Genomic DNA, 18,412 nt, shown 5'->3' with positions numbered 1-18,412 from the left:
TTAGCCGTGAACACTTACTTTGTTCGTAGTAAGGACTTTAGTCCTTTGTTTTGAAATAAGAAAGGACTAAAGTCCTTACTACAAACTACATTAAAACCTCTCTACACCTACAAATTGCTGATTACTCATTTGATTTGCAGCCTCTCCACAAGTGCGCGGCGTAGGAAATATCTTGCCAGGATTTGCTAAACCTTGAGGATTAAATACTTGCCGTACCCACTGCATAGTTTCTAAATCAGTAGTGCTAAACATATCTGGCATATAGCACTTTTTATCAGCACCTATACCATGTTCTCCAGAAATGCTACCGCCAACTTTGACACAAAGTTTGAGAATTTCGCCGCCTAATTCTTCGACTTTTTCTAATGCACCATGCACAGAATTATCAAACAGAATCAATGGATGCAAATTTCCATCACCAGCATGAAAGACATTGGCAATTTGATAACCGAATTTTTGACTTAATGCCTCAATTTCTTGTAACACATAGGGTAACTGCGTCCGAGGAATCACCCCATCTTGCACATAATAATCAGGGCTTAAATGACCAGCCGCCGCAAACGCCGCTTTACGTCCCTTCCACAGCTTCAATCGAGTTTCTAGGTCACTAGCAGAAGTAACATTTCGCGCCCCATTTTTTTTACAAATTTCAGCAACGCGTTTTTTATTTTCTACAACTTCTATTTCCAAACCATCAATTTCAACTAACAGAATGGCTGTTGCATCACGGGGATAACAATTAGTAGCTACCACGTCTTCCACCGCATTAATACTAATATTATCCATCATTTCCATGCCGCCGGGAATTATCCCTGCGCTGATAATATCAGAAACAGTTGCTGCCGCAGCTTCTACACTAGTAAAATCTGCTAATAGCACACAAATTGATTCTGCACTTTTGAGGATTCTGAGAGTAATTTCTGTAGCGATGCCCAAAGTCCCTTCTGAACCAACAAAGATACCTGTTAAGTCATAACCAGGGGTTTCCGAAATTTGTCCGCCTAAATCGACAATTTCCCCTTCCGGCGTGACAATTTTTAAACCTAAAACGTGGTTAGTGGTGACACCATACTTTAAGCAATGCACCCCGCCAGAGTTCTCCGCCACATTTCCCCCAATTGAGCAGATAATTTGGCTGGAAGGGTCAGGCGCGTAGTAAAATCCAGCACCACTGACAGTCTGTGTCACCCAACTGTTAATTACTCCTGGTTGTACAATAATGCGCTGATTGTCTAAATCGACATTCAGGATTTGCCGCATTAAAGAAGTAACAATTAAAACAGAGTCATCAGAAGGTAACGCGCCACCAGATAAACCAGTCCCCGAACCCCGTGCAATGAAGGGTACAGCATACTGGTTACATATTTTAACGACCGCCGCCACTTGTTCTGTAGTTCGTGGTAACACCGCCACAGGGGGACGTTGACGATAACTAGTCAAACCATCGCACTCATAGGTGATGAGTTCTTCACGGCGTTGCACTACCCCATTCGTACCAAGCACAGCCTCGAATGCTTTGATGATGGGTTTCCAGTTACGTTGTTGTTTATCTTGGGTAAGCATAGATTTTTATTTAACTGCCAGGTGGGTTAGTTTAATTACTATTGTTGCCAGAATAGCAGTTTAGAGGGATGAAGAGGCGATCGCACTCAATTATACCTGCCTTAAAAATAGAGGCTGAAACAACGCAAAATCATTATTTTCATTGTTCCTTGTGAGTGCAGCTCATGGAGTCTCTTGCATAAATGCTTAAAGTGTCATGTTGAGCGAAGCGAAACATCTCAAAGATTCTACATTTCATTCAGAATGACACATCTCATTTTCGGACTTTTGCAAGAGGTCTATTCTTATTAGTCAACATACTTTCTAATCACTTCTTTCCATATTAAGTATGCTTGTCCATTTAAATGTATCCCATCTAAACTATATTTATTATCTAACTCATTATCAGAGTTAGATAGATGAGAAAATACGTCTATATATTCATAATCAAACTCTTTTGATAGTTCTTTTAGCTCTGAATTAAATTTAATAATATGATAGTTATCATACAAGTATCTTTTTTGGTTGTTTACAGGTAAAAGGCTTTGGATAAATACTTTTGTATTAGGTGATTCACTTTTAATTTTAATTAACATATTTTTATATAAATTCAGTACGTTCCTTAATGATTTACGCTCAGAAGCCAAATCATTAATACCAATCATTAGAAAAATCTTTCTTGGTTTTGATTCTAATATTTGATCTATTCTATTTAAAATTCCTTCTACTGTATCTCCACCAATGCCACGATTTCTGATTTTATTATCATTGAATAATTCTGACCATTCACCCTGATCTGTTATACTATCTCCCAAAAATATGATATCTTTATCAGAGTATGGTAAAAGTTCAAATTGGCTTTTTTTGTGATGGTAATAAACTGAGGAATTATATTCATTATCATTAAAGAAATCATCTATTTTTTGATACAAAAAAACAATTCCTCCCCTTTTATAAATAAAAATAATGCTTAAGCAAACGAATAAAAAATTAAATAAAATCGAAATATTGAACCATGCAGTCGTTGTAGTCATTTTGATTTTCATTTTCAAAAAATTATCGAATTATCTCATCTGGATTGCCACAGGTGACAAATCTTTGTACACGCTGCCAAACACTCTCTAATAAATCAGGATCATTGGCATCAAACCATTCAATTCGGGGATATGCTCTAAACCAAGTCCGTTGACGTTTAGCAAATTGTCTTGTATGCAAAACTGTTAATTCTTTGGCTGTATCTAAGGAAATTTCACCCCGTAAATATTGCTTGATTTCTTGATATCCTAAAGTGTTCAGCAAAGGTAAGTCAGCACCATATTTTTGACAAAGATATTCTACTTCGGCAACTAAACCATCTTGTATCATTTGTTCAGTGCGTTTGTAAATACGTTGTGCTAATTTCTCTACATCACAATCCAACCCAATCTGCAAAATTGGATAATCTGGGGGATTTTCGCCTTGTTGCTCAGAAATGGGAATTCCCGTCACATAAAATACTTCTAGCGCACGTAAAGTTCGCGGAGAATCGTTAAGATGAATCTTTTGTGCCGCAGTCGGATCAACTTGCTGCAATATGCCGTAGAGTGTAGTTTGTCCGAGAGATTCGAGTTGCGATCGCAATTCATAATCCGGTGCAACTCTAGGAATCTTCATCCCTTGCACAATAGAACGGATATATAAACCAGTACCTCCCACCAAGAACAGTGGAGAAACATCAAGAGAATTAATTAAGTTTTGTGCTTGTTCTTGATAGTCTGCTACCGTCATTATCTCTGTGGGAGCGCAGATATCTATTAAATAATGTGGGACTGTTTGCTGTTCTATTAATGTTGGCTTCGCCGTACCAATATCAAACTCACGGTAAACCTGACGAGAATCAGCACTCAGAATTACAGAACCCAGCCGCATAGCCAAATTCAAAGCCAAACCAGACTTACCCGTCGCCGTAGCACCACAAATTACGATTAATTTAGTCATTTCATTAGTCAATATTTATAAGTTTGTCTATCTTGTCTCACCAGTCCCCAGTCCCCAATCCCCTCCCCCTGTGCTAAAATTTTTAAGCCTTTTACTCTCTTTGCACTCGACGCTACAAAGTCTTCATCTCTCATACTCAAAAACCCATAGACTATGTGATGAATCTGTGAAATTTGAAATATTCAAGGAATTAATTCAAAAAACTTATGGGGTTACATCCCCTCTATAAACTTCTCATAAAAATGCCCTACAGTCGCCATCAAGCCTTTTGTGTTAGAATTTTGGTGTGTTTTGACTTTATAGCCTTTAGGCGATTTCAACCCCACGCATCAGGAGAATTTTCATGACGAGCAGTTACAGTGCCGATCAGATTCAAGTTCTGGAAGGTCTGGAAGCCGTCCGCAAACGACCGGGGATGTACATCGGTTCTACCGGGCCGCGAGGACTCCACCATTTAGTTTATGAGGTGGTCGATAACTCTATTGATGAAGCATTGGCAGGTCACTGTACTCATATAGAAGTTGACCTCAATGCTGATGGATCGGTGACGGTGACAGATGATGGTCGCGGTATTCCAATTGATACTCACTCGCGCACAGGAAGATCGGCCTTAGAAACTGTATTAACCGTGCTACACGCCGGGGGTAAGTTTGGCGGCGGTGGTTATAAAGTTTCTGGGGGATTGCACGGGGTTGGGATTTCTGTAGTTAATGCCTTATCCGAAGTTGTAGAAGTAACCGTTTGGCGAGATAGCAAGGTTCACACTCAGCGATATGAACGGGGTGTTCCTGTAACAGAACTCATCGCCAAACCTTATAAGGAAGCGAGAACAGGTACATCTGTCAGCTTTAAGCCAGATCCGCAAATCTTTACCACTAATACTGAGTTTGATTACATTACCCTATCATCTCGATTACGCGAATTGGCGTATTTGAATGCCGGGGTGAAAATTACTTTTACCGATCACCGTTTAGATGTTCTTAAAAGCGATACACCCAAGGTAGAAAGCTACGAATACAAGGGTGGGATTCGGGAATATATCGCTTACATGAACCGCGAGAAGCAGCCACTGCATGAAGAAATTATCTATGTGCAGGGAGAACGCAACAACGTACAAATAGAAGTCTCCTTGCAGTGGTGTACGGATGCTTATACAGACAACGTGCTGGGTTTCGCCAACAATATTCGTACTGTTGATGGTGGCACACACCTAGAAGGTTTAAAAGCGGTTTTAACCAGAACCTTAAATGCGATCGCTCGCAAGCGCAATAAAATTAAAGAAAATGAACCCAACCTCAGTGGTGAACACGTCCGCGAAGGTCTAACGGCGGTTATTTCTGTTAAAGTCCCAGACCCTGAATTTGAAGGACAAACCAAAACTAAACTCGGTAATACCGAAGTTCGGGGTATTGTTGATTCTTTGGTAGGTGAGGTTCTCACAGAGTATCTAGAATTTCGTCCCGGTATAGCAGATTCAATTTTAGATAAAGCTATTCAAGCTTTCAAAGCCGCAGAAGCAGCACGCCACGCGCGGGAGTTAGTACGACGTAAATCAGTATTAGAATCTTCCCCATTACCCGGTAAGTTAGCAGATTGCAGTTCCCGTGATCCTAGTGAATCGGAAATCTTTATTGTGGAAGGGGATTCTGCGGGTGGTAGTGCTAAACAAGGACGCGATCGCCGTACCCAAGCAATTTTGCCTCTACGGGGTAAAATTCTCAATATCGAGAAAACTGACGATTCCAAAATCTATAAGAATAATGAAGTCCAGGCTTTAATCACAGCCTTGGGTTTGGGAGTCAAAGGTGACGAATTCGACTCCACCCAACTACGTTATCACCGCATCGTTATTATGACAGACGCGGACGTAGACGGGGCGCACATCCGCACCCTGTTACTTACATTCTTCTACCGATACCAGCGATCGCTCATCGAACAAGGCTTTATCTATATCGCTTGTCCCCCATTATATAAAGTAGAACGGGGACGCAATCATGATTATTGTTATAGCGATCGTGAACTGCAAGCAATAATCGCCAAATTTCCAGCTAATGCCAACTATACCATCCAACGATTTAAAGGTTTGGGTGAAATGATGCCTGCACAACTTTGGGATACCACGATGAACCCCCAAAGCCGCACCCTCAAACGGGTGGAAATTGAAGATGCTGCTGAAGCAGATCGCATCTTTACAATTTTAATGGGCGATCGCGTTGCACCTAGACGCGAATTTATCGAAACCTACGGTTCTAAACTTAACTTCACCGATCTTGATATCTAATCAGACCACTAGTACAGCACTGCGTAAATAGACCTCTGTCATGTTGAGCAAAGCGAAACATCTCTTAGATTCTACATTTCATTCAGAATGACACATCTCATTTTCGGACTTTTGACTTTTGACTTTTGACTTTTGACTTCCGCGTAGCGGTACTAGCCTCAAAAAAACTTCTGTATGGGTAATTGGTAAACATCAATTACCCATTTATTATCAATACCTGAGCTAAAAAAAAAGATGCAGTAGTCGCTAGAAGGGACTTCCAAGCAAAAAAATCCGTCGCATGGAGGATGTTTTTTAGTTCAGGGATTTTTTTGTGAAGGAAAATTGTTTGATAATATACATAAATAATCATTTTATCAATTTTACTAGATAATAAAATGCACAAAAACGTTGATTTGTCAAGCATACTTCTCAACTTGATGAAATATTGTTTGTTATTGCCCCAGGCATTCAAAAAAATATTAACTTTTAGCTACTAAGCCCATTCATGTACCCATCAGAAACAGCATTTGTTAAGCTGGGGTAGCAAAGCTCTGTATTAATCAAACTGGTATAACTATTTCAGTATCTTCGGTATCAAAAATGATAAGAACACAATATTGTTCTGCAAATCAGAATAATTTATTGCACTTTTTTTGACAAACTGCCAGATTGGAAATAGCTTTAACTTAAAGATGACCACAAAACCTAAGCTTTGGCTTCTCCTAGAAAAAAGTAGACCCTAGTACAGATAGGTGGAAATTAAAGATACAATTCTCAATCGTTCAAAGCCTTAAAATAAAGAACTTTTAACTTTGGACTTCCGCGTAGCAGTAATAGCCTGCTACTAACTTGCTAAGGTGTGCCATTTTTAACTGGTTGAGAGCAATGATTTTATGTTTATTCGATAAAGTTTTGCTTTAAGTCAGCAAATACCTGTAATTTCAACTGTCAAATCCCTTTTGAATTGATTAAAATATCGTTGGATACAATAATGAAAGCCTGTCAAGATTCAGAGGGTTGAAATCTCAGCATTGCGCTAATGTGTGAATAAGGCTAAATTCCTTAAACCTCAATTAACCGCCATTCTGCTACTTTCTCCCCAGCTTTACTAGCTAGTAAAGGTGTTTGGCAGGTAAGAAGTTCAGTCTTTAAAGACAGGAACTTTCTCCCTTGGTGTCTTGATTTAGTGGGAAGTCTCACTCAATTCTCCGGACTGACTCTTTTATGAAGGGAATGTAAAAATGGGTGACTCAATGCTTCTACACTAAGTTAACATGAAATACACTATTTCTAAGTAATTCATGTTTTACATAATACCTGAAATTGTGTAAAGACAGCTTTAAATTCCTGAGAATGTAAAGATAATGCCACTGCAATTCCAAAAAACTTTAGAGAAAATTTAAGTGCATCACTACCATGTTTTATGTCTTTTTGATAGTAGTGGCTTTACCTTGCTTAATGACTTCATGATTAACACACAAAAAAAGTGCAATTTTTGTGAAACAGGCTACAATCGGAACAGTCTTTATAGGAAAATATGCCAACAGTCATAATTCATTTATACCGAGGGGCAAATTTTTTCATCAAGACAAGTCTTTTTTGAGAGCAGCCAGTTAAAATTTGTCTGCGAAAGCAACAATTTTGGCTGGGATTGTAAGTGAATAAGTCAGCATTCAGTGCGGCTTTTCACATTTGATCAGGAAGAGAAAAACTTCCGAAAAACACCAGGGTAATCAATCTAAAACCCTATTTTTTGTTTGTTAACTAGCTCAGTTTAAAAAGAGCAGTAACCAAGTCTTGAGTAATTGATTCTGCAAGGAGCATGAGGAACGCGGCATGAACCAGGCTAACAACGTACTCGATAGCATTTATCAGCCTGACCTAGAAATAATAAATCAGCCTGAAGAAATCGAGTTAGAAGACCTCTTAATTGAAGAAGAAGAAGAAGAAGAGGACTTGCTGCTTACCGATGAAGGCGAAATTGATGATTTTTTAGAGCCTCAGTCTGATGAGGACGACGCAAAGTCTGGAAAAGCCGCTAAATCGCGTCGTCGGACACAAAGCAAGAAAAAGCACTACACCGAAGACTCGATTCGTCTTTACTTGCAAGAAATCGGTCGAATTCGACTGTTGCGTGCGGATGAAGAAATTGAATTGGCGCGGAAAATTGCCGATTTATTAGAATTAGAACGGGTGCGCGATCGCTTGCAAGACCAATTAGAACGCGAACCAGAATATAGAGAATGGGCAGAAGCCGTACAACTACCATTACCAGCATTTCGTTATCGTCTGCACATTGGTCGCAGAGCTAAAGATAAGATGGTGCAATCGAACCTACGTCTTGTAGTGTCCATTGCCAAGAAATACATGAATCGCGGTTTATCATTCCAAGATTTAATTCAAGAAGGAAGTCTTGGCTTGATTCGCGCAGCCGAAAAGTTCGACCATGAGAAAGGGTATAAATTCTCTACCTATGCTACATGGTGGATTCGCCAAGCTATCACCAGAGCGATCGCTGACCAATCCCGAACCATTCGTCTACCGGTTCACCTCTACGAAACCATCTCCCGCATTAAGAAAACTACCAAGTTGTTGTCTCAAGAAATGGGACGTAAACCAACAGAAGAAGAAATCGCTACTCGTATGGAAATGACCATCGAGAAATTGCGGTTCATTGCTAAATCTGCTCAATTACCAATTTCACTAGAAACACCCATTGGTAAAGAAGAAGATTCCCGCTTAGGTGATTTTATTGAATCCGACGGTGAAACACCAGAAGACCAAGTTTCTAAAAACCTTCTGCGTGAAGACCTGGAAAAAGTCCTCGATAGTCTCAGCCCTCGTGAACGCGATGTCCTCAGACTGCGCTACGGTTTAGATGATGGACGGATGAAGACCTTAGAGGAAATCGGTCAGATTTTCAACGTTACCCGTGAACGGATTCGTCAAATAGAAGCCAAAGCACTCCGTAAGTTACGCCATCCCAATCGCAATAGCGTACTTAAGGAATATATCCGGTAGTCAAAAGTTAATAGTCAATAATCAAAGTTTTTCACTCTTGAGTGTGGACTTTCGACTACTGATGAAAAATAATAAAAAACCTGGGAGGTAATTTAACTCCCAGGTTTTTTGTTTATCTCTTTATTATTACGAGGCAATCTGACAACTTAAAACTTATACCAACTTAAAAGACATTAGCAACACATTTATCTAGTGTAAGAGCGCAGGGTATTGCGCCCCCACTGAATCTATTTGTCGCATCTTTGTGAAGCAGTATTACAGAATACCCCAGAAATGCAATACACCTTGACCAGAGAATAATTCAATTAATACTGCCGCTAAAAAACCAATCATTGCCAAGCGACCATTCCAAATTTCGGCTTGGGGAGTAAAGCCCCAACGCCAAGCGTTGCGATCTTCGATTACAGGAGCTGAGATTTTTGTTGTGTCTGTCATGATTGGCACTCCAAACTGATTTTGCTAAGGATTATTGCCTTATGTAAACTAATATAACAATATTTTTCAAAAATGCAACATTTATTTATAATTTTTTGGCGATAAATTGACGGCGATTTTCACATATATCAAAAAAAATGCTTAATACATCTATCTTTTGGCAGAAATATCCCACACAGGAGCAAGCAATTACTTACATATTGCAATCTTAACAATCCTTATTATTCCTACATCTTAGCAGCTATTGCTAAAAATTATCAAAAACTAAGGGAATACCAGAAAATGAAATTATTTTAATTTTGTAGGATGGTATGCCCATCCTTGGGAGAAGTGACCCAGACCACAAAGAATAGACCTCTTGCATAAATGCTGAAACTGTCATGTTGAGCGAAGCGAAACATCTCAGGACTTACGCACAAAGGTTATTTGTTAAGAATGGGTGTGAGGGTGTAGGGGTGTAGGGGTGTAGGGGTGTAGGGGTGTAGACAATTTGCAAAGTATTATCGATAGGTTAGGTCGCTTCCCGTGTCCCCTTATTCCCTTATCCCCTTGCCTCCCTAGCTTCAAGGGAATGATAAAATGCTCAGATGTAATTCCCGCAAATGTATTAATTAAAACGAAATAATGCGACTGTTGAATGCCAAGATCAACATAAGGATGTCATAAGGGTATCACCAGCACTATGCCAGAACTACACCAATCAATTGCCCAACACTATCACGAAAGGACTAAATATGACCCTGAGACCCTTGCCGCTAAAAGTCAGAGGTTAGACTGGGCTAAACAGCCAGTACCTTTTAAAGAGTACAGAATTGGTTCTGACATCGACCTTAAACCTTACATTCAAGAAACGCCAGAGGCGTTTGTCAATGACCCTAATGCCCAATGGTGGCAAAGACTTTCGCGGTTGCTGTTTCGCAGCTACGGACTGACTGCTAGAATGCCTTCTCTGGGGAATACTGTATATTTACGTTCTGCGCCTAGTGCTGGGGGATTGTATCCTGCGGAAGTGTACTTGGTCTCTCGTGGTACGCCCTTATTACCCCCAGGGCTGTATAATTACCAATGTCGCACTCATTCACTAATGCAGTATTGGGAAAATGATACTTGGCAAGCGTTGCAAGAAGCTTGTTTTTGGCATCCGGCTTTAGAAAGTACACAATTAGCAATGATTGTGACGGCGGTTTTTTATCGTTCCGCTTGGCGGTATGAAGACCGGGCTTATCGGCGGATTTGTTTGGACACAGGACATCTGTTGGGCAATATAGAATTGGCAGGGGCAATTACTGATTATCGCCCACACTTGATTGGTGGTTTTATTGATGAAGCAGTTAATGATTTACTTTATATAGATCCATTACAGGAAGGCGCGATCGCTGTTCTACCTCTGGCAGACTTATTAGATATCAGACAAAATTTACCATCAGGATGTACTGCCCTCCCTTCAGCTACAGAAACGAACTATCCCTACATCCCCGATGGTGAACTGCTGTCATATTTTCATTCCCACACCCAAATTAATGCAGGTATCACGGGCAAACTGAATTTACCCACGGTCAAGCAGCCAAAATCTTTAGAAGATAAATATAATTTTCCTTTTTGTCTAAAAGTTTCCACCGCCACCACACCCATCGATTGGGGAGAAAATCTATCAGATTTAGAATTTACCATTCATAAGCGGCGTTCTACCCGTGCTTATAACGGTGATGAATTAAGTCTAGATGAACTTAAAGCTTTACTCGATTTCACCTATCAATTCCCAAATTATCTAGACCAAAATTTAGATCCTGCACCTGATTACTTTGATTTGAATTTAATCCAAACATTTATTGCTGTTTGCGGTGTCAAAGGACTAGAAACAGGTTGTTACTATTACGCACCCAAAGCCCAAGAACTAAGACAAATCAGGTTTAAGAACTTCCGGCGAGAGTTACACTTTCTTTGTTTGGGTCAAGAACTAGGGCGAGATGCGGCAGCTGTGCTTTTTCATACAGCCGATCTCAAATCAGCTATTGCTCAATATGGCGATCGCGTTTATCGTTACTTACATATGGATGCTGGTCATTTAGGGCAACGCCTGAATTTAGCTGCCACTCAACTCAATTTAGGTGTCAGTGGTATCGGTGGCTTTTTCGATGACCAAGTAAATGAAGTTTTAGGAATTCCTGCTGATGAAGCCGTGATTTACATCACTACATTAGGTCGTCCGCGATAACAATTCAAAATTCAAAATTCAAAATTCAAAATTCAAAATTCAAAAATTTTCAGTCGGGGATTTAAACCCCCACTAGAAATATGCTACCTGTAGACGTATGGGTCTTAAACCCTAGTAATAAATAATGTTATTACCTGATGATGAAAGCCAACGCCTCGAATTATTACGAACGTATCATATTTTAGATACACCACCAGAAGAAGTTTTAGATAATTTGGTGCAATTGGCGGCTGATATTTGTGAAACACCAATAGCTTTTATTAGTCTCATAGATGCTGAGAGGGAATGGCTTAAATCCAAGGTAGGAATAACTGAATCAGAAATACCACGGAGCATTTGTTTGGGTAATTATACTATTTTGCAAAGAGAAATATTAATTATTCCCGATATTTTGCAAGATGATAGATTGGCTGAAAATTCCCTAGTATTATCAAACTCTCATGTGCGTTTCTATGCAGGTATTCCTCTAATTACCGCCAGTGGTTTTGCAATAGGTAGTTTAGCTGTTATGGATTTTGTGCCACGGTATTTGCACCATAAGGTACAGACTTCATTACATAGATTGGCGCGTCAAGTCATGAGCCAAATTGAGCTACACCAAGAGCAAATAAGTCATGTTAAGGAACGTGAAACAATTGAACACGCACTCCACACAAGTGAAGCTAGACTTAGAGGAATTATCGAGGCTATTCCTGTCCCATTAATTATTTCACGAGTAGAAGATGGGTTAATTTTATATAGTAACTCAGAATTTATTCAAAAATTTCAATTAACTAATGATAATTTAGTGAATCGGCATATTTCAGAGTTATATAACAATTCGGATGACCAACAAAAAACTTTAGCGGCATTGGCTCAGAATGGTTCTTTAGTAAATCACGACATCCAATTCAAGCAGAGTGATGGCAGATTTTTCTGGGCAATGGCATCACTACAGTATTTAAATTTTAACAATGAATATGCCATTTTAACTATCCTTTATGATATCACTGAGCGGAAAAATGCCGAAGTAAAACTTCAAGAGCAAAATTCCTTCTTACAGAATATTTTTGCGCGTATTCCTTTAATGATTGCGATTATAAATACCGATGGTAAAGTTCAATGGGTAAACCAAGAGCTAGAACGTCTGATTGGGTTAAGCTTACAAGATTTTCAAACTCGTGATGTCCTAACAGAGTTGTACCCTGACCCTAAATATTATGAGTATGTGATTAATTGTATTCAATCCGCAGACGGCTCTTGGAATGATTGTAAAACTCTGTTACCCAATGGTCAGTTAATAGATACATCTTGGGCAAATATCCGACTTCCTAATGGTCAAATTATTGGTATTGGGCAGGATATTACAGCACGTAAACAAACTGAACGCACGCTCAAAGCTCAGGCAGAAAGAGAGCAATTAATGCGAACTATTGCTCAAAGAATACATAAATCTTTAAATTTCCAAGATATTCTCAATGCCACAGTTCAAGAAGTACGAGATTTACTAGAAGTTGATCGCGTTGTAGTCTATCAGTTTGCACCAGATATGAGCGGTAAAATAGTCGCTGAATCAGTACAACCAGGATGGACAATTTCTTTAGACACAGATATTGAAGATACTTGTTTTCAGACAGGAGCAGGAGCAGGATATTATCAGGGATGGAAACGAGCGATCGCTAATATTGATGAAGCTGGATTAACTGACTGTCATATTAATTTATTAGAACAATTTCAAGTCAAAGCCAACTTGGTCGTACCAATTTTGCTAGAAATGGGAGAGGGAGATACTAATTCTCGCCTATGGGGTCTGTTGATAGCGCATCAATGTTCTGCTACCAGGACATGGAAAGAACATGAACTAGATTTACTTGACCAACTTTCTGTCCCAATTGCGATCGCCATTCAACAATCTTACATATTTCAGCAAGCCCATAATGAATTGGCTGAACGACAAAAAGCGGAAATTAAATTAAGAAATGCCTTAGCTGAAAAAGAAGTTCTATTAAAAGAAGTTCATCACCGGGTTAAAAATAACTTGCAGATAGTGTCTGGATTATTACAGTTACAGGCTCAAAACATCAAAGACCCTGAACTAATCAAAACCCTGAGAGATAGTCAGAACCGTGTTGAATCAATATCTATGGTTCACAAAAATTTATACACTTCTCCTGAGATTGGTCAAATTAATATAGCCGAATATATTGCTAATTTGGTAACTAGTATTCTCATCTCCTACCATATAGCACCAGGAAAAGTAAGTGTAGAAACAAATATTAGTCCGATAAATTTGAATGTTGACCAAGCGATCGCTTGTGGCTTAATCATCAACGAACTAATGTCTAATTCTCTTAAATACGCTTTTATTCATCAAGAAGTAGGGCTGATTATTATTAGTTTATGTTGTATTAGTAACAATATTGAGATGACTATTCAAGATAATGGTATCGGTTTACCAAATAATATGGATTGGAGGAATACAGATTCTCTAGGACTTTCCTTAGTTTATGACTTGGCTAAAGAACAATTAGAAGGAAATATTACTGTAGAATGTCTTAATGGTACATTATTTAAAATTAGCTTTCCCAAAGAAATTATTATTGATTAACTTAAAAAATAACAATGGAAACAGCAAAAATTTTAGTAGTTGAAGATGAAGTCATTGTAGCTAGAACTATTGCCAGCCAACTTGGTCAACTAGGCTATACAGTTATAGGTACAGCTTCTTCGGGAAAAGTAGCGATCGCTAAAGCATTAGACACTAAACCAGAGTTAGTTTTAATGGATGTCATCCTCAAAGGTGAAATGGATGGTATCGATACTGCTAGTTACATTCGGGAACATTTAGATATTCCCGTTATCTTTTTAACTGCCTATGGTGATGATAATACTTTACAACGCGCCAAAATCACCCAACCTTTTGGATATATTATTAAACCATTCACATCTAAAGATTTACGCATAGCCATTGAAATTGGTCTTTTAAAACACCGTTTAGAACGAGATATTAGAGAAAATCATGATAAATTAGCAACTTTATTAAATTCGATTAGTGATGCCGTTATTGCCACTGATGAGCAGGAAATTGTTACATTCATGAATCCCGCAGCCGAGGCTTTAACTGGTTGGCAGCAAAAAGATGCGATAGGCGCAAATGTATCCAAAATTTTGCATCTTGTGGATGAAGTTACAGAGACTAAATTAGAAAATCCAGTCACCAAAGTTTTAAGAGAGCAACAAGTAGTTTATTTAAAAGAGTTCACATCTTTAATAACTAAAGATGGCAAAAGAGTACCCATTGGTGATAGTGCTTCCCCGATTATGGGATTACCTAATCAAATAAATGGTGTAGTCATCGTTTTTTGGGATCTCAGTGAACGGCGTAAAACAGAATTACTAGAGGAAGCTTTACATAAAGAACAAGAACTAAATAATCTCAAATCACTATTTATATCTACTGTTTCTCATGAATTTCGCAATCCTTTAAGTGTGATTCAAACCGCAGTTGAACTGATAGAATTGCAAGGAGAAAATTTAACAGAAGTCAAGAAAAATACTTATTTAAACAGAATTAAAATTGCAGTGCAATCCATGAAGAACTTGATGGAAGATGTACTGTTTATGGGGAAAGTAGAAACTGACAAGCTAGATTGTCATCTGGCATCTTTAAATTTGCAAAAATTTTGTCTAGAATTAATTGAAGAATTTACATCTGTAACAAATAGCGGACATGAAATTATTTTTAACTGTTCTAGTGAAGCAACAGATGCTTTTATGGATGAACGACTTTTAAATTATATGTTGGTAAATCTTCTTTCTAATGCAGTTAAATATTCTCCTCATCATAAAACTATTAAATTTGATTTAATTTGTGACCAAGATACTAATGTAGCAACCTTTAAAATTCAAGATGAAGGAATTGGTATTCCTGATGTAGATCAAGTACGTCTTTTTGAATCATTTTATCGAGCCACCAATGCTCAATCAATCCAGGGGACTGGACTAGGTTTAGTCATAGTTAAAAGATGCGTTGAAGCACATCAAGGAACGATTGATTACTGTCAATAGCCAAGAAGGTAGCGGTACTACATTTACAATCACGTTGCCTTTAGAGGGGACAGGGAACAGGGGACAGGTGACAGGTGACAGGTGACAGGGGATAGGGGATAGGGGATAGGGGATAGGGGATAGGGGATAGGGGATAGGGGACAGGTGACAGGGAAGAAGTAGGGGAGGAGAATAGAGAAACGAATGACTAATGACTAATAACTAATGTTAATTCTGCTTTCGGACACCACCAACTACTGATCTAACTTCGCCATCAGAAAATGGATCTGTTCCACCAGTCCAGTTAAAGTCACTAATGCGAATGCTGAATCCACCTAATTCCAGCACAGGATTGTAGCGTAGGGTGATGCCGTAGGTACGGCGGCTATATTCTAAGATATAGTCAGTGCTGCTTTCTTTCCCTGTATCTAAGTTAACTGATGTTTGAAAGCCCAAGCGGAAAGGGCCATATATTTGTTGTGATATCCCCGCACCCAAAACTTTATTATCAACAAAGCGGTCAAATAAGAAGGGTGATAGACCATTGTTTAAACCTTGGGAGTAAGTGATATTAAAAGCTGTATAGTCTAAAAATGGGCGAGAAAATTGTCCTATTTGCCCGACTAAGCCAACTGTGCCAATGAGAGTGTTTTGATTATCGCCATTCGTGTAATAACTACTAGTTCCAGTGACACCTGCGATCGCTTGCACGTAAGGAACTACGGGTGTGGGTGTATATCTTAATCCCTCTGTGGCAGTAGGTGCTAGTGGTTTTCCTCGCCACAGTAAAAATCCTTTACTGAGAGCCGCACTAGTTTGGAAGCGTCCTAGGGAGATGCGATCGTTTTCCCTGTTTGGTTCTAACAAGTCTTGGCGGTCTGTGTTGGCGTTAATATACTGTGCGCCTGCTTGATAGCTGAGGTTAACCCCAGTGTTTCCTAGGGCGATGACAGGAGAAGTAATCACACCCCCCAAACTACTTTGAACAGTTTGAAAACCTAGTGTACCGTTATAGAGGCGATCGCGGTAGCTATATTCCCAATTGACAATGTGGGGGTTAACATCACCCAAGGTTTGGCGTAACCGCAAACTGGCCTTTAAATTCTCGTCTACCTCGTCCAAGTCAAAACTAGTTAGCTCTCCAGTACCCTGAAGGATAGCTTTGGGACTCAAAATCGCATTTAACCTACCTTTCACTCCAAACAGTGAGGCGGGATCAGCATTACCTTGTATTGCTTTCTGGACAAAAAACTGTGGCGTAATCTGCAAGCGTGTTTGGTCTGTGTTAATTACCGTAAAACCACGTTCTACAAACAAACCACCCCGCCTAGTACCATCGAAGCCAGGGGAGACAATCAAAGGCGTTGTGTCTCGCTCTCGGCGGTCGATTGTCTGCTGATTGACGGGGATGGGTAAAACAAAGTTTTGGTCAAATACTAGGCGTTGTCGCTCGGTAGTAATCCGGTCAATTAGGGGAGCTTCCCTTGTTACTGTCACCTTATCAGCCCGTAACTCTAGTTCTGGGGGTGAAAAAGGGTCATTAGTAATGCGGACGTTTCTAGCTTGCCAACCACGGGGATAAAACTCAATTTGTCTCGCTTCAAACCGCAGTCGTTTTACCTCACCCCCTGATTTTGGTGGGGGAAGATTCCTCGCATCTGCTGTACCCCCAACAGTAAATTCAATTCCACCGGGACTGCTAACGCCTGTAGTGGGTTGATTGGCACGGATGCGATCGCTCGGCGGGTCTAGTGGGACTCCTCCGCCTGTGATATCAGTGGGTAAGAAAGCAAAATCTTGTGATGCGGAAGGGACGTTAATTTCACCACTACCGTTTTCTATGTCGCCACTGTCTTGCAAAAAATTATAGCTAAAACGTTGTCCCCGTAATACTTGGTCGCCTCTTGTCAGTGCAACATCACCTTCACCGACAGCAATTAAATTATCTAAATTAACCTGCACGCGATCGGCATCTACTACCGCACCATCAAATCGCACCACCACATTACCTTCAGCCGTGACAATTCGCCTTTGTTCGTCGTATTCTTGGCGATCTGATGTGATTTCTACAATTCTGGTTCGGACTGGTGGGGTGTTTGGTGCAGATTGAGCTTGTGGGTTACTTGAGGGAAATTTTATAGATGATGGAACTGAAGATGGGGTTGTAGGGTTGCGGGATTTAAACTCAATGACATTTTCAATTTCTTGGTTTGTAGGTGCGCTATCAGTAGCAGAGACGGAGAGATTAATGCTATCCCCAGACTTTTGTACGGTGATATTTTCTTTCTGTTCTTGCTTAGTTAAATTTTCGGTGACAACAGGTTTTTCTTGACTACTGGAACTAGGGGAAACCGGGGTGAGCGAGTCTGCTTTTTTCTGAATGGGATAACCAATTACCAAAGGCTGTCCCAAATTGGTCGCACTATGAGTAGTTAGAGGGGAAAATTCTGGAGCAAAGGTTTCTGGTGGACTGGTAAATACTGGTGATTTTTTATCGGCTAATAGATTATCTGGTTGATGATTGTGAGCAGCACCTTCCCTAACCTCCACCATTGGTTGCTCATCTTCATTGGGTGAGGCTGCATTAACAACTTTAAGTTTTAACCCTTCACTTTTTTCAGGGTCAATATTTTGGATGGGGAATTGTTGAGGTGGTGTTTCCGGTTGTGCTGGGGAAATTTCCTGGTGATTTGGGGTGCTGTTATCAACATTGCCAACTGAAGAAAACTGCTTGTTACTCGCAGATAAAGTGGAATTTGCCGGTTGTATGGGTTCAACAAGAGGAGGAGGTGTTGGGGGTAGAACTGGGTGAAGCATAGGAACACGATCAACCTAACAAATAGCCAATTAGTAGCCGGAAGGACGAATTTACCTTGTCCTTTCCGACTTTTGCTTTCTGCTCACATACAGCAGGCTTTCCGGAAAAAGACACA

General features: G+C 39.7%; 9 protein-coding genes and 1 pseudogene. 5 read left to right on the top strand and 5 right to left on the bottom strand.

All coding sequences use genetic code 11. From position 1 onward, the window contains the following. Nucleotides 1-90: 90 nt before the first annotated feature. From glcD to miaA, 3 genes are all read right to left on the bottom strand, one after another. Nucleotides 91-1,563 (bottom strand): glycolate oxidase subunit GlcD, encoded by a 1,473-nt coding sequence (glcD, locus tag L6494_RS17445; RefSeq protein WP_237988958.1) that lies wholly within the window; start codon nucleotides 1,561-1,563, stop codon nucleotides 91-93. A 287-nt stretch (nucleotides 1,564-1,850) separates the two neighbouring features. After that, the gene (locus tag L6494_RS17440; protein WP_237988957.1) at nucleotides 1,851-2,576 is read right to left on the bottom strand and encodes a GDSL-type esterase/lipase family protein; all 726 of its coding nucleotides are present in this window, start codon (nucleotides 2,574-2,576) and stop codon (nucleotides 1,851-1,853) included. A gap of 22 nt (nucleotides 2,577-2,598) precedes the next feature. After that, complete coding sequence (gene miaA / locus L6494_RS17435; protein WP_237988956.1) at nucleotides 2,599-3,519, bottom strand: tRNA (adenosine(37)-N6)-dimethylallyltransferase MiaA; 921 nt, start codon at nucleotides 3,517-3,519, stop codon at nucleotides 2,599-2,601. Nucleotides 3,520-3,862: 343 nt separating this feature from the next. On the opposite strand from miaA, the gene gyrB reads away from it, so the two are divergent. After that, nucleotides 3,863-5,800, top strand: a complete 1,938-nt coding sequence (gyrB, locus tag L6494_RS17430; RefSeq protein WP_237988955.1) for a DNA topoisomerase (ATP-hydrolyzing) subunit B — start codon at nucleotides 3,863-3,865, stop codon at nucleotides 5,798-5,800. A gap of 1,818 nt (nucleotides 5,801-7,618) precedes the next feature. Beyond that, nucleotides 7,619-8,803, top strand: coding sequence for an RNA polymerase sigma factor RpoD (rpoD, locus tag L6494_RS17425; protein ID WP_237988954.1), 1,185 nt, complete (start codon nucleotides 7,619-7,621; stop codon nucleotides 8,801-8,803). A 255-nt stretch (nucleotides 8,804-9,058) separates the two neighbouring features. On the opposite strand, the gene L6494_RS17420 is transcribed toward rpoD, so the two are convergent. Then, entirely contained in the window at nucleotides 9,059-9,238 is a 180-nt protein-coding gene (locus tag L6494_RS17420) for a chlorophyll a/b-binding protein (RefSeq protein ID WP_237988953.1), read from the bottom strand. A gap of 682 nt (nucleotides 9,239-9,920) precedes the next feature. On the opposite strand from L6494_RS17420, the gene L6494_RS17415 reads away from it, so the two are divergent. The 3 genes and pseudogenes from L6494_RS17415 to L6494_RS17405 all read left to right on the top strand — a co-directional run bounded on the left by L6494_RS17415 (nucleotide 9,921) and on the right by L6494_RS17405 (nucleotide 15,585). Further along, on the top strand, nucleotides 9,921-11,453 hold the full coding sequence (locus L6494_RS17415) for a SagB/ThcOx family dehydrogenase (RefSeq protein WP_237988952.1): 1,533 nt from the start codon (nucleotides 9,921-9,923) through the stop codon (nucleotides 11,451-11,453). A 124-nt stretch (nucleotides 11,454-11,577) separates the two neighbouring features. Beyond that, entirely contained in the window at nucleotides 11,578-14,040 is a 2,463-nt protein-coding gene (locus L6494_RS17410; RefSeq protein WP_237988951.1) for a GAF domain-containing protein, read from the top strand. 14 nt (nucleotides 14,041-14,054) lie between these two features. Next, nucleotides 14,055-15,585 (top strand): annotated as a pseudogene (locus L6494_RS17405) (ATP-binding protein). Nucleotides 15,586-15,707: 122 nt separating this feature from the next. Here L6494_RS17405 and L6494_RS17400 read toward each other — a convergent pair. Further along, nucleotides 15,708-18,296, bottom strand: a complete 2,589-nt coding sequence (locus L6494_RS17400; RefSeq protein WP_237988950.1) for a DUF3769 domain-containing protein — start codon at nucleotides 18,294-18,296, stop codon at nucleotides 15,708-15,710. Nucleotides 18,297-18,412: the final 116 nt, after the last annotated feature.

Origin of the sequence: Nostoc sp. UHCC 0870 (genome assembly GCF_022063185.1) — a bacterium.
In the GTDB taxonomy this organism is placed as follows: domain Bacteria; phylum Cyanobacteriota; class Cyanobacteriia; order Cyanobacteriales; family Nostocaceae; genus Trichormus.
The sequence above is the reverse complement of the archived record's forward strand: the minus strand, read 5'-3'. Positions and strand labels throughout refer to the sequence as shown.

Excerpts from the sequence above, each read along its gene's own strand:
- gyrB (WP_237988955.1), top strand. The coding sequence starts at position 3,863 with ATGACGAGCAGTTACAGTGCCGATCAGATTCAAGTTCTGGAAGGTCTG.
- L6494_RS17410 (WP_237988951.1), top strand. The coding sequence starts at position 11,578 with ATGTTATTACCTGATGATGAAAGCCAACGCCTCGAATTATTACGAACG.
- L6494_RS17440 (WP_237988957.1), bottom strand. The coding sequence starts at position 2,576 with ATGACTACAACGACTGCATGGTTCAATATTTCGATTTTATTTAATTTT.
- miaA (WP_237988956.1), bottom strand. The coding sequence starts at position 3,519 with ATGACTAAATTAATCGTAATTTGTGGTGCTACGGCGACGGGTAAGTCT.
- L6494_RS17415 (WP_237988952.1), top strand. The coding sequence starts at position 9,921 with ATGCCAGAACTACACCAATCAATTGCCCAACACTATCACGAAAGGACT.
- glcD (WP_237988958.1), bottom strand. The coding sequence starts at position 1,563 with ATGCTTACCCAAGATAAACAACAACGTAACTGGAAACCCATCATCAAA.
- rpoD (WP_237988954.1), top strand. The coding sequence starts at position 7,619 with ATGAACCAGGCTAACAACGTACTCGATAGCATTTATCAGCCTGACCTA.
- L6494_RS17420 (WP_237988953.1), bottom strand. The coding sequence starts at position 9,238 with ATGACAGACACAACAAAAATCTCAGCTCCTGTAATCGAAGATCGCAAC.
- L6494_RS17400 (WP_237988950.1), bottom strand. The coding sequence starts at position 18,296 with ATGCTTCACCCAGTTCTACCCCCAACACCTCCTCCTCTTGTTGAACCC.